We start from the raw sequence: 22,123 nt of genomic DNA, 5'->3' as shown, positions 1-22,123 counted from the left end.
ATATTCTAAAATATCATAATTTTAGATGAAAAGAAATTTTCCAAAAGAGCTTTAAACCGTGATGCATATTAAGCAATGGTCTCATTGTTGATCGATCATCGTAATACTTATAGAATTAATATCTTGTAAAGGGAAAAGAGTTGTTTGCAATATATATCCAATTACTGTTAAACAAAATGATAAAGAGGGTTGTCTTTTTAAAATAAATCACATTAAACATAAGTACCTTTACTTTTTTACCAGCATATAGTAAGATGATGACAAATTAGATAACAATGATAATTAATGAGAGGTGCTTTTGATGAGTGCGGTAGGTTTCAAATAGGAATAACTTAATGAAATAAATTTAATGACGACAGGGGATTTATGTCAGTATATCGCCCTTTATTTAGTCGTGGATTTATTTCGATACCTATGAAGATACCTACAATACTTTATAAAGCGTGTAATGCACTGACTAAACTTCATGTAGATGAAGTCTTTTTCATGATGCTTTTTACACATGCCTTGTAATGTAAAAGCTGTGGGTTCTCCCGCAGCTTTTTTTGTCTTTTTAACTGAATATATAAATCATTGCTATCTAATGAGTAGGTATCTTCATGAATGATTCTAGAAAATCATAGTGAGGAGACATTAACAATGAATCATACTACATTTGAGAAGTTACAATACAATGAATTGAAGGATGTCGTTAAATCATACTGTGTCAGTGGATTAGGTAAACAATTATTAGATAAATTAACGCCGAGCCCAAATTTGACAGTTGTTAAAAATCGTTTGAATGAAACGACTGAGGCACGAGCAATTTTAGATGCGGAAGGTCATGTCCCGTTTTTAGGGGTATCCAATATTGACAATACTATTCAAATGCTTGAAAAGGGGATCATTTTAGACCCAAGTGAATTAGTTAGCATCTCAGATTTTTTAAGAGGCTGTAGAAAAATTAAAAAATTTATGCTGGAAAAGGAGTTTTTTGCACCCGTACTTGCATCCTATGCTAATTCGATGTCTGAATTTAAAAGTGTGGAAGAGGAGATAAATTTTGCGATTAAAGCAAATCGTGTCGATTCAGCTGCTAGTAGAGAATTAAAGCGTATCCGAAATCATATCGAAACAACAGAGGAAAAAATTAAAGACCGTTTAACTAAATTTTTGAATAGCAGTGCAAATAAAACATATATCCAGGAATTTTTTATAAGTAAGAAGGATGATCGATACACGATTCCTATTAAGGCTTCTTATAAAAACCATGTGCAAGGGACGGTAGTAGAGATTTCATCAAAAGGTGCTACGGTCTTTATGGAGCCAAGTGCTGTCGCTAAATTAAATGTGGAATTGGCCACTTTGAAGGCAGAGGAAGCGGTGGAGGAATATCAGATTTTGGCGACATTATCGGGGCTCCTGATGGAACATATCCGTGAAATCAACATCAACATGGAGTTAATTAGCCAATATGATATGGTGTTTGCTAAAGCCAAGTTTAGCAAGCATATTGGAGGTGTAGAGCCGAGCTTAAACGATGTTGGCTATATAAAGCTTGTCAATTGTAAGCATCCACTGTTAACAGGTGAGGCGGTGCCACTTCATTTCGAAATTGGTAAAGACTATCGTAGCCTAATCATTACAGGGCCGAATGCTGGCGGAAAAACAGTTGTCCTAAAAACCATTGGCTTATTAACATTGGCTACAATGTCAGGCTTCCATATTGTTGCGGATAAAGGGACTGAAATAGCTATATTCGATCATATTTTTGTAGACATTGGTGATAATCAAAGTATTGAAAATGCACTTAGTACGTTTTCATCCCATATGAAAAACCTTTCGGATTTTATGAGGGCATCCAATAATAATACTCTTTTGCTGTTTGATGAAATAGGTAGCGGTACGGAACCAAATGAAGGAGCAGCGCTGGCCATTTCCATCTTGGAGGAGTTCTATCATATGGGCTGTATTACAGTGGCAACTACTCATTATGGAGAAATTAAGCGTTTCTCTGAAATGCATAGTGATTTTATGAATGCGGCTATGCGTTTTAATAGTGAAACATTGGAACCGTTGTATAAATTAATGATCGGAACATCTGGAGAGAGTAATGCTCTATGGATTTCTAAGAAAATGAATATACGTGAAACAGTATTACAAAGAGCTAAAGGCTATATTGACAGTAAGGATTATCATTTAAAACGCGTAAGTGACAGTAAAATACGGAAGCCAAAGATTGAAAATGTGAGGACAACAGGAAAGTATGAATTTAAAAAGGGAGATCGAGTAAAGCTGTTAGATCATGATGACGTTGGAATCGTTTATGAAGAAATGGATAATTTCTTTAATGTTGCCGTGTTCTATGAAGGAGAATTCATAAAAGTAAATGTTAAACGCTTGGCATTAGAACTACCAGCAACAGAATTATACCCAGAAGGATACGATGTAGAGACATTGTTTGTGGACTATAAAGATCGAAAGCTTCAGCATGATATAGAGCGCGGTTCGAAAAAAGCCCTTCGCAAAATACAGAAGGAAATTAGAAATGATAAATTGAGCTAAAAAATAGGGATTGCACATATATAAAAGTGTAATCCCTAAATATTTATTGAACCGAATTTATTTGTGCTTTAATTGAAAAATAAGTTTCTTCAATTTTTTGTTTATAAGGTAGATCGATTAAATCTTGAGAATCCGTATAAGCCATTTTGGCGATTTCGTAGGCAGTTGTTAATTCTCCGAAATGTGCATAGCAAAGCGCTTTATAAGAAAAGCACTCATTTAAGCTTAATATGTCAAATGGATGTAAGATGAATGGGGGAACATTTGTGAAATGTTCAAATGCTTCCTTAGCTTCTTCATATTGCCCCAGCAAATACAAGGATTTCCCTTTTTCTGAATAGTAAAAGTTTTTATCTAGTTTTATTGAGCCCTCATGCATAAGTATTCCAAAACGTTCTATTTCCTCTAGTGCCTGCTTATAATCGTGAGTGTAACTGTTATAGTAATGTGCACGTAATCCAAAGATAAAAGCGTCGACACTCACTTGTTCGGCAAAAATCCGATACTGTTCAAGCTTCTTCAACATATGCTCTACTTGCTCGAAATCATGGTCAATCATGGCACAAAACGCCCCAATACGATACATATCATCTATATAAGAGTAAAATTGATTTTTATGTGCATCGGTAATGGTCTCATAAATGAGCTGTTTTCCTTCTTCATATTCACCAATTGCTAACTGAAAAACGCTAATATAATACGCCATTTTCACAGTATCTCGCGAATCTAATTGGTAATTTTCCTGCTCAGCCTCTTCTTTTGCCTGCAAAATACAAGAATAACCCATTTTGTAGTTTCTTTCTTCCGATAATATGCCCAACTCTAATATATAGGTTTCAAACCAATGGCTTAGTAAATTAATTTCTTTAAACATAATGCGTGCTTGTTGAAGCGGTGATGCCCATGTCGTTAATCTCGCATGATGTTGTGCTGCTGCATATATATACAGTAAACGCCCTGCCTCATAACTAAGCGAAAGATCTTCTATATAAGGCTTAATCATCTCTACGATTTGCTGTACATTATCTGTATTACCAAGTTTTAATTCAGCAAATAAAATTTCCACCTGCTCTAAAAGTTGACGTATGGAAGAGGGGGTTACTTGTTCAAGTAATTCACTTGCTTTGACGCCTAAACGTTCCGCTATATAATCAAGACTTTCCATCGAAGGCTTGGCCTTATCATTTTCAATTTGGCTTAACATGCCCTTTGTTAGACGATCACCGACAAGTGCCTCTAATGTTAATTTTTGTTCCTTCCTTAATTTACGAATTCGCGTGCCTAAAGAGTCCATTGCCGCGCCTCCTTTTTCATTAAAAGTGAGTAATATCATTTTGTTTAATTATATTAAACTTTTACTTGCGTGAAAAGTACTAGCTATGTTATATTTCGTTTAATAAAATTAAACTTTTTAACCTAATTAAAAATACGGAGGGATTTTAGATGAATGAAGCGCAAAAGTATAAAAAGGCAACGCATCATTTATGGACATTTACAGCCAGCAAAATGATTTCGCAGTTAGGGTCTCATGTTTTATCATTTGGGATAGGTTTATATATTTTGGCACTTACAGGGTCGGCGATGAGTTTTGCGACAACGATGATCTGTTCCATTTTACCTCGTGCATTGGTCGCGCCTCTGGCTGGTTATGTAGCTGATAATTATTCAAAGAAACGCACAATTTTAGTAGCGCAAGCAGGTACAATTTTGACCGTTGCTGGGTTACTACTTTATACAGAAATGGTCGGTTTGTCGGTGTATGCTATTTATATTGCAACAGTTTTTAATACAATTTGCTCTGCCTTTTCGGGTGTAACATTTACTTCTTCAATCGCAACACTAGTAGATCCAGAACGTCTACAAAAAGCAATGTCATTTAATCAAATGTCAGTGTCCATCGCAGCAATTGGAGGACCAGTAATCGGTGGAATGATGTATGGATTTTTCTCCATGGAAGCATTTTTACTTGTACATATGGTGGCCTATGTAATTACGTTTTGCTTAGAAGCCACAATGAATTTTACTCTTTATAGTACAAGAGAAAAAATGGCAGAGAAGGAAAAGGTGTGGGCTGGGCTTTCTAGTGGCTTTCGTTATATAAAGCAACAAAGAGTTGTAAAAACCATTATGTGGGTTTCGTTATGGATTAATTTATTTTTCTCTGCCATCGTTGTAGGGGGGACTTACATTATTATTGAATTATTAAAAGTAAAAGCAACTCATTTTGGTTTTATACAAGCTTCAGGCGCAGTTGGTATGCTTATTGCTTCCGTCTATTTTGCAACACGGGCAGAGGTAAAGGCCCCACTACGTTTTTCTAAATTCAGCCTAATACTGTTGGCTAGCAGTTTAGGGTTGGCGATTGTTCCATTAATAACGAATTTATCGTACTTAACGATGGTTATCTTTTATATTGTAATCTACTTTATTTTCGCTATTTTTGAGATGGGAATTAACATGCCGATTATGGTTTATATGCAAAAGCTAATTTCGGAAGAATACCGCGGACGTGTATTAGGATTAATGGAAACAATGGCAATGTCAATGATGCCGATCGGTATGGTTGTTTACGGTATCTTGTACGATACTTTCCCGGCAACGGTTATTTTACTTGTCACAAGTGCAATTATCGTAACGATAGCACTAGTTATGCTACGAACATCTGTCTTAAAAGAAGCACATCCAGAGTTTTATGAACAAAAGGTAATAACTGAGAGTGTAACAAATTAATGTATCGCTTTGCATATATCATTAGAAGAAAACCAGGCATCTCTTCACAATGTGAAGTATGCCTGGTTTTCTTCATTTAACAAGATTTACTGATCCTCAATCACAATATAAGTAGCTTTCATGGGTCCATGTACACCAACAATAAGAATCATTTCGATATCTGCTGAATTACTTGGACCTGTTATAAAGTTGATACAGGAGGCAATTTGCTCGCCAGTTCTGACTTTTTCACTAATTAAGCGGGCTGCTTGTGTCATCCGTGGAACAATCGTACTTTTCGGAATTAAAATAATAGAGTTCTCGGGTAAAAAGCTGACAGATCTACCTTTATCCTTACTACTAAAAAGTACAGCAGTCCCTGATTCTGCTAATGTTATTTCACTAATCGTAATGCCGATATTAGCTTTTTCAGCCTGTCGAATATTTTCTTTTGGTTGCTCCGAATCCCATTCGTACAGCTGAATATTTGCCTGAGGCCATTGCGCGGTCATTAGTGATGATAGGCCAAAGCTCTTAAAACGCGTGTCTTTCCATGTTATAACAGATTGACCTCCATAATTTTCAACTACTTTTTGTAAGTCTACTGGAAGATTTGCTGTATTTGTAAGGACAATATCCGTATGAATATTTTTGCATTGTTCAACTAAAACCTCTACTAACTCATCCTTTGTCGCTTCTTTTAGGACACGATCTTGAGGTTGATATTGCCATGTCGGTCGCTCCATTTCTATTTTTGGCACACGCCCAAGCTGTTTTGCAATTTTTGATAAAAATACATCTCTATTTTCAATAGTACCTGCCATCATTCATCGCCTCCTTTTTGGCGGTGTTTAAACCAGTCACGGAAATTATCTTTATTTGGTGCTGGAAAATCTCTTGCTTCCGTCCATGCTTTTAGTGGGCCTGGACCATTTGAGATTTTTTGATCTTTAGTAAAAGGGGCCATTGCTGGTGAAGCCATTTTTGTCGCCATTTTATATAAGGTAGGGGAGGAAGCACCTAAACCAAAGGCCTTCATTAATAGCTTTTCTGATACAGGAGCTTTACCTTCGTTTTCAACAATTACTTGACGATGTCTATGAATAAGCTGATGTAACGGTATTTTAACAGGACAAGCATCCGTGCAGGCGCCACATAATGTAGATGCATATGGTAACTCTTTAAAATCTTCATAGCCACCTAATAATGGCGAAAGAACGACACCTACTGGCCCAGAATAGATAGAACCATAAGAATGCCCACCAACATGACGATAAACAGGACAAGCATTCACACAGGCTGCACATCGAATACATTGTAAAATAGGCTGGAACTCACTGCCTAAAATATTAGAACGCCCATTATCAACGATGACTAAATGGAATTCCTCTGGTCCATCTGTATCACCTTTATCTTTGATCCCTGTTAATGTTGTAATATAGCTTGTTAACTTTTGCCCAACTGCACTTCTTGTTAATAAGCTTACTAGCACTTCCATCTCTTCAAATGTAGGAACAATTCTCTCCATCCCCATTACCGTAATTTGCGTTTTGGGCAAGGCTGTCACTAGATCTGCATTCCCTTCATTCGTCACGAGTGTAATCGATCCGCTTTCTGCAATAGCAAAGTTACAACCTGTAATGCCTATATCTGCTGTTAAGTATTCATTCCTTAATTTTTTACGTACATATAAAGCTATTTCTTCAGGCTTTTCACTTTTCGCATAGCCTTGTTTTTCTTTGAAAATATCACGAATCTGTTCCTTATTTTTATGCAAAGCTGGGGCAACGATGTGAGAGGGGGGCTCGTGATCATCTACTTGCAAAATGTATTCTCCAAGATCTGTTTCAATGACTTCACAACCGAGCTCTTCTAATGCAGCGTTTAAATCAATTTCCTCCGTCACCATAGATTTTGATTTCACAATCTTAGCAGCCTTGTTCTTTTTAGCGATACTTTGAATATAGTCCGTCGCTTCTTTTGCTGTTTGCGCAAAGTAAACATGTCCACCTCTTTTAGAGACATTTTCACTTAGCTGATACAAGTAGTAATCTAAATTCGCAAGTACATTCTTTCGAATTTCTTCTCCGTGAGAACGCCATTCCTCCCAATGTCCGAGCTCATCAGCTTGTTTTAGCCGACGTGTTTGAAAGCGTTCCTGTGCGCTTGACACTGCTCCGCGCATAAAAGTATTTTCTAATTCTTTCGATACTCGATGATTAAAGTGGTCATCACTTGTTTTCATGGACATTTTTTTTACCCCCTCCTAGCGGCAATTTAATACTTCCGCAATATGCATAACTTTAATAGGCTTACTTTGTCGATTAATTCGTCCACCGATATTGATTAAACAACCAGCATCAGCTCCGATTAAAATGTCTGCCTCTGTTTCTTCAACATTCTGGACTTTCTCATTGACCATTGCTCCTGAAATATTGCCCATTTTCACTGAAAATGTACCGCCAAATCCACAGCATCGATCTTTACCTGGGAGATCGACATACTGTAAACCTTTGACTTGATTTAATAATTTAATCGGTGCTTCTGTAACACCGAGCAAACGTGTCATATGACAGGAAGTATGATAAGTAGCCTTGCCCTCTAAATGTGCGCCTACATCCTCGACCTTTAATACATCTACGATAAACTCTGTAAATTCATATGTTTTATTTGCCAATGCTTGCGCTTTAGGCTCCCAAACAGGATCTCCCTTAAATACTTCTGGGTATTCCTTAAACATATAAGCACAAGAACCAGAAGGGGAGACGACGTATTCGGCATGTTCAAATGTTGTGATCATCTTCCTCATAGCATTTTTAGATTCTTTTACATAGCCACTATTATAGGCAGGCTGCCCACAGCAAATTTGATTTTCAGGGAAGTCTAGATCACAGCCAAGCCTTTCAAGAACTTCGACAACAGCTTTTCCTACATCACCTTGAAACATATCAACTAAACAAGTCGCAAAAAGTGTAACTTTCATAATAACCGCTCCTTTTTGTCTCTCTTACCCCTTGAACTACTAATCAACAGGTCATCTGATGACTTAATGAGTAAATGTGTTGTTTTTATAATACTACAACTTTTCAGATGAATGAAAGGTGTTTATTTTAAATTTTCGGAAAAATAAAGAGCTGCCTATTATAAAGACTAGGCAGCTTCGGTTATTTTTTAGTTTCTGTTGTTTCGAAATATTGCAATAAAACTTTTTCTACATTACTTAAATGTGAAGCCATAGCATGTTTTGCATGTTCTTCATTTTGCTGTTTTATTGCGAGGAAAATTTGCATATGTTCATCATATAACTTTTCACTTGTTATTTTTTTTGAGTACAACCAAATTCGTCGTGTCTCTTTCATCGCTTCAATCATTAAACCTGAAACTTGGTCTAATAAAGTTGCAAGTAGGGGATTTTGGGATGCTGCAGAAATGGCCGCGTGAAATTGAAAATCTGCTTTTTCACCTAGCTCATCATTACCTTGTGCATGTTTCATTTCATCTAAAATTTGCATCATTGACTGTAGGTCTTCGTCTGTTCGATGAATGGCTGCGCTAGCCGCTGTGCCTACTTCAATAATTTTGCGTACTTCTAACAAATGTGAGATATCTTGCTTATTTGTTAAAATGGCAGTTGATAATGGGAAATCGAGCTGATTGGATTGATTACTTTTAACAAAAGTACCTGAGCCTTGTTTAATTTCAATAAGCCCCATTGCTTTTAAAGCGGAAAGAGCTTCTCGGATGGCAGATCTACTTACTTGTAATTGTTCTGCAAGTTGTTCTACTGAATCAAGTCGGTCACCAGGCTTTAGTTCGCCAACTCTAATTTTTTCATAGAGGATTTCGGTTACTTCCTCATATATTTTTTTCGGTTTAATTTTTCTTAATTCCAAGGACTACACCTCATTTATTTCTATCAATGGCTCTATTGTTTTTATTATACATGAAGAAAAGAAATTTTCTCACTATTTAACAGTAACGACTTTGTACAGTCTACAATAAAGCTGTGCACCTGTATGAAAGCACTGTACTAGTGCCTTTTGAATAGGCGTAAAATGTTATAACTTGGAATATCGGAAAAATGATAAATATTGTTGACAGATAATATAAGGGGAGCGCATAATGCAAAAGTATATGAACTACATCACGTTGATGTAATAAAGTTTGAATAATAAATTTGTATACTAGTATAATAGAACTTCATATAACTTCACTTTTTCAACACCTTTTTGCCATGAAACGTTCACAAACAGGAAGGGCGCAATTTACAGTGTTTTTTGGTACGATGGAGGCAGTAACTGTAAGGAGCGAGTGAGAAAATATGGAAACTGATATTAACTTATTTTTAGCTTTAGGTGCAGGTTTTTTAAGCTTTATTTCACCATGTACTCTACCGTTATATCCCGCATTTTTATCATACATAACGGGGATGACATTAGATGAGCTAAAAGCGGAACGAGGTATGATGCAAAAACGTGCTATTTTGCATACCCTCTTCTTTTTACTAGGATTTTCAATTATCTTTATTATGATTGGACTAGGGACATCGTTAGCGGCGGAGTTCTTCCTTAATTATCAAACATTATTACGTCAGGTTGGTGCTATCTTAATCGTAGTATTTGGTTTAATGATTGTGGGATTACTACAAATTGACTTTTTAATGAAGGATCGAAAATTCCAATTTAAAAACCGCCCATCTGGTTATTTGGGATCAGTATTTATCGGAATAGCCTTTGCGGCTGGTTGGACGCCGTGTACTGGCCCAATTTTAGCATCGATAATTGCATTAGCTGGTGCAAATCCAAGTTCAGGTTTTAGCTATATGTTAGCTTATTTCTTAGGCTTTGCAATTCCGTTCTTCTTGTTATCTTTCTTTATAGCGCGGATGACTTGGATTCGTACACACAGCCAAAAAATTGTGAAAATCGGTGGCTATATTATGATTGCCGTTGGTGTCGTGTTATTCTTTGATGGATTAACGTATATAACACGCATTTTAGAGCCTATTTTCGGTGGATTTACAGGCTTCTAATCTGCTAAACTAAAGTGGCATACCATACCTTAACGTGGAGGGAGATGAACATGTGCCTACAGTTTTAGTAGTGGATGATACGCTCTTTATGCGTGTTGCAATAAGTAATATGTTTACTGAATGGGGTTATGAGGTGGTCGGTAAGGCAGCAAATGGTAAGGAAGCTGTGGCTATGTATCGTGAGTTACAACCAGATCTTGTAACGATGGATGTAACAATGCCCGTTATGACAGGTATTGCAGCGGTAAAAGAAATCATTCCTGAATTTCCAGATGCAAAAATAATTATGATTACAGCTTTAGGGCAACAAAAGTTAATTGTGGAAGCAATTGAAAGTGGAGCAAAGGATTTTATGACAAAGCCTTTCGAGCCAGAAAGATTAAAAGCTGTAGTCGATCAATTACTTGGACAAAATTGTTAATGACATTAGAGGAGGATTTTTTATGTTTAGCAATATCCCTTCTCACTATTATGTAATAGGTTCGACCATAATGGCCATTTTTATGGGTACCTTTGTCATGGTTATACGTATGCGAGCGTCTAAGAAACCGACAAATGAGAAGAAAATTATCATTCCACCTATAGCGATGTCTACAGGTGCGTTAATGTTTTTATTCGAACAATTTCGAGTGCCACCCATGCAAATTCTTGAAGCGGCAGCAGTCGGCATGGTATTCTCGACAATCTTAATTGCCACTTCTAAATTTGAAGTAAAAGGCCAAGATATTTATTTAAAACGTTCAAAGGCATTCGTTTTTATACTAATCGGACTGTTAGTGTTCCGTATAGTTGCAAAAGTAATATTAAGTAACTCCATTGACGTTGGTGAATTAGCAGGAATGTTTTGGATTCTAGCGTTCGCGATGTTACTGCCTTGGCGAATCGCAATGCTTATTCAGTTTATAAAAATCAAGAAAACAATTCCGCTGAAGAATTATTAATGTTAGAACTACACTAGAGATTTTATCTAGTGTAGTTTTTTTATGCATTTTGGCTGATGGATAGAGTAGTACTAGCGACGGAAAGAAGAGCCAAAGTGAAGGAAGAAAGCAGAGCGACGGAAAGAAATGCCGAAGTGACGGAAAGAGTCGTTCAAGCGACGGATAAAAGAGCCAAGGTGACGGATAGATTCAGAAAGGGGGGGTTGGAAAAGATGTGAATTAAACTTAGCAAGGGAATTGAAAACGCTGCACAACGATTCTGTGCAGCGTACCTTCAATCAAATAGATGTTCATATGGAGAAATGTCAATCTGCATTTCATCTAATTTCTTACGTAAAAATTTATGGTCGCGCTTAGGCGTTGCTTGAATATAGCCACGTATAATTAAATCATGGTTAATAGCAGATGCCTTTTCTTCTATTGCAAGTTCTCCAATTTTCCCTGCAATTTTTTCCTTTGCTACTTGTCTAAAAAGCTCAGGTACAGGGCTTACAAGTTCATATAAAAGCTCTTTCTCAGGTTGTCCCCATAAATGAATGGTTTTATCTAAATAATACTCCTGCCAATCTAAATCAGATTTACCGTCCTGCTTCGGTAATGCCTTTAAAAATTTGCGGAACATGAAAAATCCGCCTATCGCCATAAATGAAATAAGTACAACTACCCAAAATAGGATAAACCATAAAAACCAACCACTTAACAAATCGTTCACCTCTTTGCCTTCTCTCACTCTATTATAAAAGCTTACATAAAAAAATTCATCCTAAATGTCCCTTTTTTAGCAATAAGTCAGTATATATTGTGTAAGAAAGGAGGTGAACTCCATGGCAAAAGTCAATTTCGTAGGTGCTACACTGCGCTTAAAGTATGTCGCTGGACACGATGCCCAAAACGAGCCTATGTTCACAACAAAAACGTACAGAAATTTGAACAGCTCGCATTCGGCAGAAGATTTAGTAGCTGTTGCAAAAGCCATTGCAAGTCTATCTTCACATTCACTAGATAGCATTGTAAAACAAGAAACAACAGATTTTTCCTAAGGAGGGAAAGCTATGACACAAGTTTTAGAACTGCAATTTGAAACAGCAGCAGGGAAAACAGCAAAATTTGCGATTGATGCACCGAAGCCAAAGATAACAGCGGAAGAAATTCAAAAGGTAATGCAATCGATCATCGCTAAAAATGTTTTTGAAGGACAAGCTGGCACTCTGGTTACAATGACTGGGGCTCGCATCGTTGATCGTCAAGTAACAGAATTTGATTTAGAAATCGAATAACTAAGAAATGGTCTTTGCAGCATGTACTGCAAGGACCATTTTCAGCAATATTAGTTTTAATTATCAGCAGTGAAGGAGGGAGCAACATGGAACAGTGGTTAAACATGATATCGGATATCGGTTTTCCTATTTTAGTGTCGTTTTATTTACTGCACCGAGTAGAAGTGAAATTAGATGCCATTCATGATGCGCTTGTTTCGTTAAAGTGAAATCGATTTCACAAAGATGTACGAAAGCTGTCACTTGAGTGTCCTTGTCAATATTTACATCGTACGATAGGATGAGGATAGTGTAAGTGGGGAGCGTGTTAAAGATGAGAAATAAAATAATTGTGCTTGTTTTACTTTTTGCATTTGCAACTTTGCTGAGTGCGTGTGGAAATTCAAAGTTTAAAGCAGATTATAGTTTGGAATTACCAGATTTTGAACATGTCAATCAACGCGGAGAAAAAGTTTCTTTAGAGAGTTTAAAAGGAAAACCGTGGATTGGTATGTATATTTTCACGAATTGTACTTCAATTTGTCCACCAATGTCATTTAATATGACGCAAGTTCAAGAAAAGCTGAAGAAAAAAGGTGTGGAAGATTATAATATTGTTGCGTTTTCAGTTGATCCTGACGTTGATAAACCAGAAGTATTAGCTGATTATTTGAAAAAATATAATGTTCCAGATCAATCAAAATGGAATCTACTTACTGGTTATTCACAAAAGTATATCGAGCAGTTCGCTGTAAAATCAACAAAAATAATCGTCAAAAATGATCCTAACAGCGACCAAGTCGTCCATGGGAATCAATTTTTCTTAGTTGATAAAGATGGCGTAATCGTAAAAATGTATTCGGGGTTTGCAGAGAATCCAGAGGATGTCCCTATTGACACGATTGCATCAGATATAGAAACATATATTGATGAAAATTTATAATAGCTCGAAGGAAACCGTCTCAATTAATGAAGAGACGGTTTTTTTGGTTTATATTTAATCTTTTATACCTGTAGCCTCGTTTATAGTGTAGAAGGAGGGAAAGCTTTTGTCTGATACAGAATATTTAGAGCAACTAATGGAACTACATACAGAGCATTTATTTCGTATCGCATACTACTATACGAAAGATCTACAAATAGCTGAGGATATCGTTCAAGATGTGTTTATTAAATTTTATCATCATCAAAAGTATTATGAAGAAAGAGGAGAGATGAGGGCGTACTTAGCACGCATGACCATTAATAAATGTAAGGATTATTTAAAGAGCTGGGCATTTCGGAAAATTTCAGTGCAACATAAGCTTTTCTCTAAGCAAAAATCCGTTCTACAAGATACGCTTATTCAACAGGATGAACAAACGATTTTAGATGAAGCAATTTTGAAATTACCGTTAAAGCTACGAGAACCTATTGTGTATTTTTATTTAGAGGATATGACGATAAAAGAAATTGCTAAGCTACTCGAAATCCCTGAAGGTACAGTTAAATCACGTTTGAAAAAAGGGAAGGAATTATTAAAAATTGATCTTCATGATATTGAATGGGAGGTACTTTTCCATGGATAAGCATACAATGCATGTGTTGAAGGATGTCTCAGCACATAAAGAAGCAATCATTCAAAAGGTTCAACAACAAATTCAGGAAGATCCGTATCCATCAAAGCAACTTTGGCCGTATCGTGCACTGGCCATCATGATGACATGCTCTATCTTACTATTTATTGCATGGCAAGCTTCGAAACCGATTGACCATTTAACGACAGAAATACTTCATGAAGAAGAAAAACAATCATTCACCGATTTATTTCAAACAGAAGTTGAAGGAACAGAGACAACGTTCAGTCAGTATTTTCCAATAGCAGATCAATTACATCACCGTGAAAATATCAAATTTTATGCGCCGCTTCAGGGCTTCGAGGCTATGCAAACAGTAGCGGCTACTATGGGGGATGCTGTCCATCTAATAGACCCAGAAACTCTTCCATTTAAATCAAATATACAAGAGGTCTATGCGGTAACATCAGATATGCAAGATGGTAGTCTGCAAAAGCAATTTCAATTTAGTTTTAAACAAAAGTCTCTCACTGGAGTGGATCGTCAATATATTAATTTTACGGTAATAAATGTGGATCATAATCCTTTAGTATACTATAAAGTTACGGATAGTCAGGATTTTTCAGGGGAAATCACGAATATAGGTTTGAATTTCATGAATCCTTTATATTTTCGAGCGATGACACCAGATCAAGGTTTCGCGTATGTATACTATAATTTTGATGCGGCAGGCAAGCGCATTTATCAAATGAGTACAAGAGCCAATGAGTTTTTTACGTATTATAATGGCTATGTATATCAAATAGGCTATCAATTAAATGGTGATCAACAGGAAGCACAAGAAAAAATGGTTGCTCTTGCAAGGGAATTTATCCCGCACATACATTCAGCGAATGCAAAGAAGTAAGGTGGAAGAAAAACTGCCTGGGAAAGCTCGATTGGTGAAGGCTAGCAATCAGTAGTGATGAAGAACCCCTAGTGAGTATCGGTTTATTTTAGGCAACAACTAGTTACCAAAATAGCACATTGTATTCTGTTTATATTAAAATAGTTGAAAAGGGACGGGGGGGGTTCAACAATGACGGTAGCGCGAATGTATTTAAATGTTGTCAAAACAAGATTTAGAAGTGTCAAAGAGCTAGGCGATAAAACACTCAACCAACTAGAAGAGACCCAATTGCACTGGGCGTATAATGAAGATTCAAACAGTATCGCAGTGATTGTAAAACATATTAGTGGAAATATGATATCGAGATGGACGGACTTCTTAACGACAGATGGTGAGAAAGCAACGAGAAATCGTGATGATGAATTTACGGATAGCCTTCAGACAAAAGAAGAGGTTATGACAGTATGGGAAAAGGGCTGGCAAGTATTTTTAGATGCGTTACATGGTTTAACGGAAGCTGATTTACAAGGGGGTGTAACGATAAGAGGAGAACGGCATTCCGTGATAGATGCGATTGAAAGACAAATGTCTCATTATTCACAACATGTCGGTCAAATCGTTTACATCGCTAAGCAAATAAAGGGCTCTGAGTGGCAAACAGTTAGTATTCCCAAGGGACAATCTAGAGCTTTTACAGAATCATTGTTAAAAAAACATCAACGATAGAAATGTAGCCATCTCACTATGATGGCTTTTTTGGCGGAATAAATATAAATAACTATGTTTAAAAATCTTAAAACTTTATTATATTCAGAAAATAAAATTGACGTGTGTCTTTGCAGCGTGTTATGTTTAATACTAATTTAATATGTATCATTACAAGTTTGAGTGAAAAAACTTTTTCACATAATTTAAAGGAAAATGGGTGTAAATCCCATGCTGTCCCGCAACTGTAAATGAGGAGTTTTGTTTCAAATACCACTGAGTAAGTACTTGGGAAGGTGAAGCAAAATGAAGATTCATAAGCCAGAATGCCTGCTTGTAGTAAGATTCATTGTAGATCTACGAAAGATAGGGAGATGGATGGAAGGCTTTTAATAATGAGTTTTTCTATCCTTATTCAAGTGGAATAAGGATTTTTTTTATGCAATTTTCTAATCTTAGAAATTTATATCAAAGTAAGGTGCAAATAAAGCGAGAGCATAGTAATGACGATAACTTTGAGTTTCAAGTTTGAAGTATAGTGGAGAGACATATATATTTCTAACACCCAAGAATAGACAGGAGCAATCATAATGATATTTTTTAAAAAATTATTACCTTTCATTCTAATACTGATGTTAACCATTTTAACAGGCTGTTCAAGCTCGAATGAAAGTAATGGAAGTAAAACTTCTAGCGAAGGAAAAATGATAACAGTTGGCTGGCCGCTAGATATAGGGCCTTTAAATCCGCATACCTATTTACCAAACCAAATGACTGCGCAAGCAATGGTGTATGAATCATTGGTAGAATATAACGATGACGGGACAATATCGCCGAAATTAGCGGAGAGTTGGGAATTTTCTGAGGATAAAACAGCATACATATTTCATCTTAGACAAGATGTAAAATACTCTGATGGGACAGCCTTTAATGCAGATAATGTTATTCGTAATTTTAATGCAGTTTTAGCAGATCGTGATACACACTCTTGGATGGGGATGGTGAATCATATTGTAGATGTTGTGAAAGAAGATAACTATACAATTCGTCTACAATTAGATGCGCCCTATTACCCTGTATTAAATGAACTTGCTTTTGTGCGACCTTTTCGCTTTTTAGGGGATAACGGATTCCCAGAGGGAGATACAACTAATAAAGGTATTAAAGCTTCGGTTGGAACAGGTCCATGGGTATTAACCGAATACAAAAAAGATCAATATGCACTTTTTAGCCGAAATGAGCATTATTGGGGTGAAAAGCCACTAGTTGACAAAGTAAAAGTGAAAATTATACCTGATTCAGAATCTATTTCACTAGCTTTCGAAAACGAGGAATTAGACTTAATTTATGGTCGAGGCATTATTAGCTTAGATAACTACACTTTCTTAAAAGACAGCGATCAATATAAAACGGCTGTATCTGAACCTTTATCTACACGTGCATTACTTTTTAATACTCAATCTGGTCCTTTAGCAGAATTAAAAGTACGTCAGGCTATTCAATTCGCTGTTAATAAAGAACAAATGGTTGAAAGTATAACACATGGTACAGAAAAAGTTGCCAATACACTGTTTTGGGATGCAATTCCATATGCCAATATTGATTTAAAACCAATACACTTTAATCCAGAAAAAGCCGAGCAGTTATTAGATGAAGCAGGTTGGACATTAAAAAATGGTGATAAAATCCGTTCTAAAAATGGGCAACCTCTTCAATTAGATTTAATTTATATTGCAACAGATGCTATCCAAAAACCAATGGCAGAATTAATGCAAGGGGAATTAGCAAAATTAGGCGTCCAATTAAACCTTGAAGGCGCTGATGTAATGGTAGGGCTCCAAAAATTAATGGATAATCAAGTAGATATTAATTTCTGGCGCACAAATGGTCCACCAACAGACCCACACAGCTTCGCAAATGAATCAGCAACACCGAATGCAAATGGCGTTTATGAAGCGAAATTAGGCTTAGATAACGCAGCACAAATTGATGGTAAAATACATCAACTATTAATTGGTACAAATGAAGTGGAACGTGTGCAATTGTATAAAGATATTTTAACAATGTTCCATGACCAAGCATTATTTTATCCAATTTCATATGAAACGAATAACGTTATTTACCATAAACATATGAAAGATATTAATCCTCGTGCATCTGAATACGATATTCCATATGCTCAAATGGATTTAAAGTAAGAGAAAGAGAAGAGAGTGGGTCTACTATGACTCCTCTCTTTTTGCACTATGAAGACTTGGGAAGTGATGAAAGAAATGTACGAATCAACTTGGCTTTTTTGTCTAAAACGAGTGATTACATTACCATTTGTTTTACTAGGGGTTTCAATAATGACCTTTTTATTTATTCGTTTTGTGCCAGTAGAGCCAGCGGAGGTCATACTTAGACTGTCAGGAGTCGCCCCGACAGCAGAAGCAATACAGACGCTACGATCGGAATTAGGCACTGATCAGCCTTTGTTTATTCAATATTTTATATGGCTAAAAGGTGTGCTGCACTTCGATTTTGGTACATCATTTGTGAGTAAATTACCCGTTTCTCAAGAAATATTTGAAAAACTACCGGCAACTTTTGAATTAGCCCTAGCTGCATTTGTATGTATTATTTGCTTTAGTATTCCTCTAGGTATAATAAGTGCTCTTTATAAAAATTCCATATTTGATAGGATTGTATGCATATTATCTATTATCAGTGTATCCATCCCAACTTTTTGGTTAGGCTTTTTTCTTTTATACTTATTCAGTTTGAAGCTGGGCATTTTCCCGACAAATGGTAAAGGGACTATTTTACATATATTTTTACCAGCCGTGGCTTTGGCATTACCAACTACTGGATTGTTTGTTCAAGCAATTCGTACAAGTGTCATAGAAGAATTACAAAAATATTATGTTCAGTATGCATATTTAAGAGGGTTGAAAAAATCTGTTATTCTCAGTCGACATGTCTTTAAAAATGCAGCTATTCCGTTGACGACAATGCTTGGCATGACACTTGGGAATTTATTAGGTGGGGCAGTTATTGTTGAGCAAGTATTTAGCTGGCCAGGTTTAGGTCGCTACTTAATAGAATCAATTATGAATAGGGATTATCCAGTTGTGCAATGTTATGTTCTAATAATCGCTATCATCTATGTTTTTGCTAATTTATGTACTGATACATTACATCGAGTTCTTGACCCTCAGCTAATGATAGTAAGGGGGAGAGAGTAGATTGATTAAATTACACAAAAGTTTAAATGGTAAACAATTGACTAGTATAACTCTTCTCACATTTATTGGGGTATTAGGGCTTTTTGCGCCGTTTATCATGCCGAATGATCCTTTTTTGGTAGATGTAACTAAAAAGTTTTTAGAACCATCATGGGCATTTCCTTTCGGCACAGATCATTTAGGGCGATGTATACTTTCACGTATACTGTTAGGTATTCGCTATTCTTTGGGATCAGCTTTATTTATACAGTTAGTAGCAACCTTTTTCGCTATATGGATAGGGGCAATAGTGGCTTTTAAGAGGGGGATAATTGATTATTTATTTATTCGTATCTGTGATATTTTATTAGCTTTCCCTACGCTTGTTCTTGCTTTTGGACTTCTAGGTATTTTGGGTCCAAGTTTAAGAAATCTATTATTGGCACTTATTTTTACTCAAACTATTTATTATTCAAGAATTTTAAGAGGCCTATTTATAAGTGTTCATGCAAAAGAATTTATAAAAGCTGCTAAAATTAGTGGAACTTCAGGAGTTAAGCTAATCCTACGCCATTTCGTGCCAAATATTATGGCGCCGATGCTGACTATTATTTCATTAGATTTAGGAAAAGTCATTCTAGAAATTGCTGGCTTTTCATTTATTGGATTAGGTGTTCAAGCTCCTACTCCTGAGTGGGGAATGATGATAAGTGAAGGCAAACAGTATGTTCGACAACATCCTGAACTTATGCTTTATCCAGGTGTAGCAATAATCATTGTAGTCCTATTATTTAACTTCATATCTCGTCATAACAAGCAAGTTGAACATTGAAAGGGATAGCTATGGAAAGAGAAATCTTATTACAAGTCAATAATTTAAATGTGCAAATAGGAGAGCAGGAAATCTTATCTTCTATTAATTTAACTGCAAATAAAGGACGTATATTAGGTATTATCGGTGAAAGTGGTAGTGGAAAGTCGATGTTATGTCAAGCAATTATGCAATCTATTCCTGCTGTAGCAAAATCGACGGGTCAAATTTTATTTCAAAATACTGATTTAACATCTGTAACAAAAGAAAGATTGAGAGATTATCGAGGAAGGCAAATATCGATGATTACACAAAATCCTTTGGTAGCTTTTGATAGTATTCAGACAATAGAAATGCATTTTAGAGAATCATTAAAAGCGCATTACGCCTTCAATAAAAAAGAAATAAGGCAGATAGCTATTTCCGCTATGAATAAAGTAAATTTACCTAATCCGGAAAAACTTTTGCAATATTATCCTTTCCAATTAAGTGGAGGGATGTTACAACGTGTAATGATTGCTCTTTCGTTTTCGATGCAACCTAAATTATATATTGCCGATGAGCCTACAACAGCCCTTGATACAGTCAATCAAAAGAAAATATTAACAATGTTCAATCAAATCCGAAATGAAACCGATGCAGCGATTATTATCGTCACGCATAATCTGGGTGTAATTGCTGAACTTGCTGATGAAGTTGCTGTTATGTATAAGGGAGAACTCATCGAGCAGGCGAATGTCTTTGATTTTTTTGATGCGCCACAGCATTGGTATACAAAGAAACTTTTACAATCAAGAATCACTTATTAAAGGAGGTAGTAAATGGCTCTATTAGAGGTGACGAATGTTGAGAAGTACTATCATCAGAGGCAGTCATTTATACAAAAAAAATTAGAAATACCAGTATTACAACAGGTCACATTTTCACTTCAAGAAGGCGAATGTTTAGGAGTAGTCGGTCAAAGTGGATCAGGAAAAAGTACATTAGCTCGGATAATTTTGGGCATAAAGAATCCGACAAGTGGGATTGTACGATTTAATAATGTGAATTTATATCAAGCTAGCTCTAAAGAAAAAAAGGGGGTTCGAAGAGATTTACAAGCTGTTTTTCAAAATAGCTTTAACTCCTTTAATCCAAAGCAAACTATTGCTGAAATAATAGAAGAACCATTGCTTAATTTTGAGAATTTTTCCAAAAGCGAAAGGCAACGTAAGGTAGAGGAGCTACTTAACTGTGTTGAGTTAGAAAGCAATATTGCAAATAAATATCCTTCACAGCTTAGTGGAGGTCAACAGCAACGCGTAAATATTGCTAGAGCAATTGCAACAAACCCAAAACTAATTGTGTTAGATGAGGCTATCAGTAGCCTCGATATGATATTGCAGAAAAATATATTGCAACTACTTCAATCACTACAAAAACAACTGAAGTTATCTTATATTTTTATTTCTCATGATTTAAATGTAACACGCTTTATATCAGATAGAATACTAGTGATGCATAAAGGACGACTTGTTGAGGAAATAAACAAGGACGATCCATTTAATCACCCCGCTTCACTCGAACTATTCAACGCTATTCTGCCTTTGCATCCCCGGGACAGACAAAAAACTTGTTAGCTTAAGGGAAGATTTAAATAAATAAAAAGTCGTAGCCAATTTTATAGCTACGATTTTTTGCTGTTTTTACTATGCAAAATAAAGCTGATACATCGAAGTCTCATCGTCAATAGATTTTGCGATTTCAAAGGCTTCTTGTTGTGTGCACCCATTAGCAATGATTTCATACATAAATCTTATGAGAAACATTAAATTGGCACTACCATCTATGTAATCATCCGGGGCCAAATAGGAGTAGCAACCTCCTTTTAAAAATGCAGTAGCTAGCTGCTTTTCACCTAAAGTACAGCCAGAGGCAATAACTTTCACATCTTTTAATGTACAGTAATTTAAGATCTCTTGTGGACCGAAAAATTCACCCCTTGGTTCATTTACCTCATAAATATCCTCACCTAGCTTTGGCATGCAAATACGTCCTTCATCCCCATGGAAGTTTAAAATTAAATAATCTATTCGATCGTCTAAATCTTCCCCTGACAAAACATCAATTAAATCATTGGGTCTTCCAATTAAATGAAGAGTCACTCGTGCACCAAATGACTCAAGTACAGAGCGTATTGCAAGCGATTCGATATCACATTCAGAGCCTACAACTAAACTAACGTATAAATCTGGTTTACTCATTTTCTACTATTCTCCTTTATTTTAGTTGTTAACGGTTTACCCTATTTTTGGTAATGATTCCAACAAACAACGTGAACCCACAATGTGAAAGCCAGTTCGTAACCAACATCGTGTAATTGCTACCGCTATGATTGCACTACACTTTTAAACAACCATATTAAATTTACAGAAGTCAAGACATTTGGAGATGTGTTTTGATTTTGTAAAAATTTAGTGTTGATTTATGATAAA

Annotated in this window: 24 protein-coding genes and 1 riboswitch; of the genes, 17 read left to right on the top strand and 7 right to left on the bottom strand. The window is 36.0% G+C overall.

From position 1 onward, the window contains the following. Positions 1-639: 639 nt before the first annotated feature. Entirely contained in the window at positions 640-2,544 is a 1,905-nt protein-coding gene (locus ACFTQ7_RS14770) for an endonuclease MutS2 (RefSeq protein WP_386829659.1), read from the top strand. A 43-nt stretch (positions 2,545-2,587) separates the two neighbouring features. On the opposite strand, the gene ACFTQ7_RS14765 is transcribed toward ACFTQ7_RS14770, so the two are convergent. After that, positions 2,588-3,838, bottom strand: coding sequence for a helix-turn-helix domain-containing protein (locus ACFTQ7_RS14765; RefSeq protein ID WP_386829657.1), 1,251 nt, complete (start codon positions 3,836-3,838; stop codon positions 2,588-2,590). A gap of 149 nt (positions 3,839-3,987) precedes the next feature. Between ACFTQ7_RS14765 and ACFTQ7_RS14760 the strand changes: the two genes are divergently transcribed. After that, entirely contained in the window at positions 3,988-5,274 is a 1,287-nt protein-coding gene (locus ACFTQ7_RS14760) for an MFS transporter (RefSeq protein WP_386829655.1), read from the top strand. Positions 5,275-5,360: 86 nt separating this feature from the next. Here the strand turns inward: ACFTQ7_RS14760 and ACFTQ7_RS14755 are convergent, their stop codons facing one another. The 4 genes from ACFTQ7_RS14755 to ACFTQ7_RS14740 all read right to left on the bottom strand — a co-directional run bounded on the left by ACFTQ7_RS14755 (position 5,361) and on the right by ACFTQ7_RS14740 (position 9,146). Continuing rightward, entirely contained in the window at positions 5,361-6,077 is a 717-nt protein-coding gene (locus tag ACFTQ7_RS14755) for a LutC/YkgG family protein (RefSeq protein WP_386829738.1), read from the bottom strand. After that, entirely contained in the window at positions 6,077-7,504 is a 1,428-nt protein-coding gene (locus ACFTQ7_RS14750) for a LutB/LldF family L-lactate oxidation iron-sulfur protein (protein WP_386829654.1), read from the bottom strand. The genes ACFTQ7_RS14755 and ACFTQ7_RS14750 overlap by 1 nt, the downstream gene beginning before the upstream one ends. Positions 7,505-7,519: 15 nt before the next feature. After that, positions 7,520-8,236, bottom strand: a complete 717-nt coding sequence (locus ACFTQ7_RS14745) for a (Fe-S)-binding protein (RefSeq protein ID WP_386829653.1) — start codon at positions 8,234-8,236, stop codon at positions 7,520-7,522. Between the two features lie 181 nt (positions 8,237-8,417). Then, on the bottom strand, positions 8,418-9,146 hold the full coding sequence (locus ACFTQ7_RS14740; protein WP_386829651.1) for a FadR/GntR family transcriptional regulator: 729 nt from the start codon (positions 9,144-9,146) through the stop codon (positions 8,418-8,420). Between the two features lie 428 nt (positions 9,147-9,574). Between ACFTQ7_RS14740 and ACFTQ7_RS14735 the strand changes: the two genes are divergently transcribed. From ACFTQ7_RS14735 to ACFTQ7_RS14725, 3 genes are read left to right on the top strand one after another with little or no spacing between them, the layout of a single operon-like run. Then, the gene (locus ACFTQ7_RS14735; RefSeq protein ID WP_349658732.1) at positions 9,575-10,285 is read left to right on the top strand and encodes a cytochrome c biogenesis CcdA family protein; all 711 of its coding nucleotides are present in this window, start codon (positions 9,575-9,577) and stop codon (positions 10,283-10,285) included. Positions 10,286-10,319: 34 nt separating this feature from the next. Next, positions 10,320-10,706 carry a response regulator gene (locus ACFTQ7_RS14730; RefSeq protein WP_079560127.1) on the top strand — a complete coding sequence of 129 codons (387 nt, stop codon included), beginning with the start codon at positions 10,320-10,322 and terminating at the stop codon, positions 10,704-10,706. A gap of 22 nt (positions 10,707-10,728) precedes the next feature. Next, positions 10,729-11,226, top strand: a complete 498-nt coding sequence (locus tag ACFTQ7_RS14725; protein WP_349658731.1) for a CcdC family protein — start codon at positions 10,729-10,731, stop codon at positions 11,224-11,226. A gap of 274 nt (positions 11,227-11,500) precedes the next feature. Here ACFTQ7_RS14725 and ACFTQ7_RS14720 read toward each other — a convergent pair whose 3' ends face one another. Beyond that, complete coding sequence (locus ACFTQ7_RS14720) at positions 11,501-11,929, bottom strand: DUF2621 domain-containing protein (protein ID WP_197144166.1); 429 nt, start codon at positions 11,927-11,929, stop codon at positions 11,501-11,503. A 121-nt stretch (positions 11,930-12,050) separates the two neighbouring features. Between ACFTQ7_RS14720 and ACFTQ7_RS14715 the strand changes: the two genes are divergently transcribed. The 12 genes from ACFTQ7_RS14715 to ACFTQ7_RS14660 all read left to right on the top strand — a co-directional run bounded on the left by ACFTQ7_RS14715 (position 12,051) and on the right by ACFTQ7_RS14660 (position 21,268). Next, a complete protein-coding gene (locus ACFTQ7_RS14715) occupies positions 12,051-12,266 on the top strand; it encodes a DUF1659 domain-containing protein (RefSeq protein ID WP_386829649.1) in 216 nt (71 codons plus the stop codon). A 12-nt stretch (positions 12,267-12,278) separates the two neighbouring features. After that, a complete protein-coding gene (locus tag ACFTQ7_RS14710; protein WP_386829647.1) occupies positions 12,279-12,503 on the top strand; it encodes a DUF2922 domain-containing protein in 225 nt (74 codons plus the stop codon). A gap of 86 nt (positions 12,504-12,589) precedes the next feature. Continuing rightward, positions 12,590-12,712, top strand: coding sequence for a YvrJ family protein (locus ACFTQ7_RS14705; RefSeq protein ID WP_082337366.1), 123 nt, complete (start codon positions 12,590-12,592; stop codon positions 12,710-12,712). A gap of 104 nt (positions 12,713-12,816) precedes the next feature. After that, on the top strand, positions 12,817-13,425 hold the full coding sequence (locus ACFTQ7_RS14700) for an SCO family protein (protein WP_386829645.1): 609 nt from the start codon (positions 12,817-12,819) through the stop codon (positions 13,423-13,425). 106 nt (positions 13,426-13,531) lie between these two features. Beyond that, complete coding sequence (locus ACFTQ7_RS14695) at positions 13,532-14,050, top strand: RNA polymerase sigma factor (RefSeq protein WP_386829643.1); 519 nt, start codon at positions 13,532-13,534, stop codon at positions 14,048-14,050. Beyond that, on the top strand, positions 14,043-14,945 hold the full coding sequence (locus ACFTQ7_RS14690; RefSeq protein WP_386829641.1) for a hypothetical protein: 903 nt from the start codon (positions 14,043-14,045) through the stop codon (positions 14,943-14,945). Before ACFTQ7_RS14695 ends, ACFTQ7_RS14690 begins: the two co-directional genes overlap by 8 nt. Before the next feature lie 171 nt (positions 14,946-15,116). After that, positions 15,117-15,653 (top strand): DUF1572 family protein, encoded by a 537-nt coding sequence (locus ACFTQ7_RS14685; protein ID WP_386829640.1) that lies wholly within the window; start codon positions 15,117-15,119, stop codon positions 15,651-15,653. Between the two features lie 137 nt (positions 15,654-15,790). Continuing rightward, a riboswitch (cobalamin riboswitch) is annotated at positions 15,791-15,984 on the top strand. A 238-nt stretch (positions 15,985-16,222) separates the two neighbouring features. After that, positions 16,223-17,830, top strand: coding sequence for a nickel ABC transporter substrate-binding protein (gene nikA / locus ACFTQ7_RS14680; RefSeq protein WP_386829639.1), 1,608 nt, complete (start codon positions 16,223-16,225; stop codon positions 17,828-17,830). A gap of 48 nt (positions 17,831-17,878) precedes the next feature. Then, on the top strand, positions 17,879-18,859 hold the full coding sequence (nikB, locus tag ACFTQ7_RS14675; protein ID WP_386829637.1) for a nickel ABC transporter permease: 981 nt from the start codon (positions 17,879-17,881) through the stop codon (positions 18,857-18,859). 1 nt (position 18,860) lies between these two features. Beyond that, positions 18,861-19,670, top strand: a complete 810-nt coding sequence (locus ACFTQ7_RS14670; protein WP_386829635.1) for an ABC transporter permease subunit — start codon at positions 18,861-18,863, stop codon at positions 19,668-19,670. Between the two features lie 11 nt (positions 19,671-19,681). Next, positions 19,682-20,458 (top strand): ABC transporter ATP-binding protein, encoded by a 777-nt coding sequence (locus ACFTQ7_RS14665; RefSeq protein WP_386829633.1) that lies wholly within the window; start codon positions 19,682-19,684, stop codon positions 20,456-20,458. Between the two features lie 12 nt (positions 20,459-20,470). Further along, on the top strand, positions 20,471-21,268 hold the full coding sequence (locus ACFTQ7_RS14660; protein WP_386829632.1) for an ABC transporter ATP-binding protein: 798 nt from the start codon (positions 20,471-20,473) through the stop codon (positions 21,266-21,268). A gap of 69 nt (positions 21,269-21,337) precedes the next feature. Here ACFTQ7_RS14660 and ACFTQ7_RS14655 read toward each other — a convergent pair whose 3' ends face one another. Continuing rightward, positions 21,338-21,892 carry a delta-aminolevulinic acid dehydratase gene (locus tag ACFTQ7_RS14655; protein WP_386829630.1) on the bottom strand — a complete coding sequence of 185 codons (555 nt, stop codon included), beginning with the start codon at positions 21,890-21,892 and terminating at the stop codon, positions 21,338-21,340. Between the last annotated feature and the right edge of the window lie 231 nt (positions 21,893-22,123).

It is taken from the genome of Lysinibacillus sp. NPDC056959, assembly GCF_042674095.1.
Lineage (GTDB): Bacteria > Bacillota > Bacilli > Bacillales_A > Planococcaceae > Lysinibacillus > Lysinibacillus zambalensis.
Note: the sequence above shows the minus strand (reverse complement) of the source record. Positions and strands in the feature narration are given on the sequence as shown.

Coding starts and splice junctions, on each gene's coding strand:
- ACFTQ7_RS14715 (WP_386829649.1), top strand. CDS start 12,051: ATGGCAAAAGTCAATTTCGTAGGTGCTACACTGCGCTTAAAGTATGTC.
- ACFTQ7_RS14700 (WP_386829645.1), top strand. CDS start 12,817: ATGAGAAATAAAATAATTGTGCTTGTTTTACTTTTTGCATTTGCAACT.
- ACFTQ7_RS14735 (WP_349658732.1), top strand. CDS start 9,575: ATGGAAACTGATATTAACTTATTTTTAGCTTTAGGTGCAGGTTTTTTA.
- nikB (WP_386829637.1), top strand. CDS start 17,879: ATGAAGACTTGGGAAGTGATGAAAGAAATGTACGAATCAACTTGGCTT.
- ACFTQ7_RS14755 (WP_386829738.1), bottom strand. CDS start 6,077: ATGGCAGGTACTATTGAAAATAGAGATGTATTTTTATCAAAAATTGCA.
- ACFTQ7_RS14760 (WP_386829655.1), top strand. CDS start 3,988: ATGAATGAAGCGCAAAAGTATAAAAAGGCAACGCATCATTTATGGACA.
- ACFTQ7_RS14725 (WP_349658731.1), top strand. CDS start 10,729: ATGTTTAGCAATATCCCTTCTCACTATTATGTAATAGGTTCGACCATA.
- ACFTQ7_RS14750 (WP_386829654.1), bottom strand. CDS start 7,504: ATGTCCATGAAAACAAGTGATGACCACTTTAATCATCGAGTATCGAAA.
- ACFTQ7_RS14710 (WP_386829647.1), top strand. CDS start 12,279: ATGACACAAGTTTTAGAACTGCAATTTGAAACAGCAGCAGGGAAAACA.
- ACFTQ7_RS14665 (WP_386829633.1), top strand. CDS start 19,682: ATGGAAAGAGAAATCTTATTACAAGTCAATAATTTAAATGTGCAAATA.
- ACFTQ7_RS14660 (WP_386829632.1), top strand. CDS start 20,471: ATGGCTCTATTAGAGGTGACGAATGTTGAGAAGTACTATCATCAGAGG.
- ACFTQ7_RS14655 (WP_386829630.1), bottom strand. CDS start 21,892: ATGAGTAAACCAGATTTATACGTTAGTTTAGTTGTAGGCTCTGAATGT.
- ACFTQ7_RS14705 (WP_082337366.1), top strand. CDS start 12,590: ATGGAACAGTGGTTAAACATGATATCGGATATCGGTTTTCCTATTTTA.
- ACFTQ7_RS14770 (WP_386829659.1), top strand. CDS start 640: ATGAATCATACTACATTTGAGAAGTTACAATACAATGAATTGAAGGAT.
- ACFTQ7_RS14685 (WP_386829640.1), top strand. CDS start 15,117: ATGACGGTAGCGCGAATGTATTTAAATGTTGTCAAAACAAGATTTAGA.
- ACFTQ7_RS14745 (WP_386829653.1), bottom strand. CDS start 8,236: ATGAAAGTTACACTTTTTGCGACTTGTTTAGTTGATATGTTTCAAGGT.
- nikA (WP_386829639.1), top strand. CDS start 16,223: ATGATATTTTTTAAAAAATTATTACCTTTCATTCTAATACTGATGTTA.
- ACFTQ7_RS14690 (WP_386829641.1), top strand. CDS start 14,043: ATGGATAAGCATACAATGCATGTGTTGAAGGATGTCTCAGCACATAAA.
- ACFTQ7_RS14765 (WP_386829657.1), bottom strand. CDS start 3,838: ATGGACTCTTTAGGCACGCGAATTCGTAAATTAAGGAAGGAACAAAAA.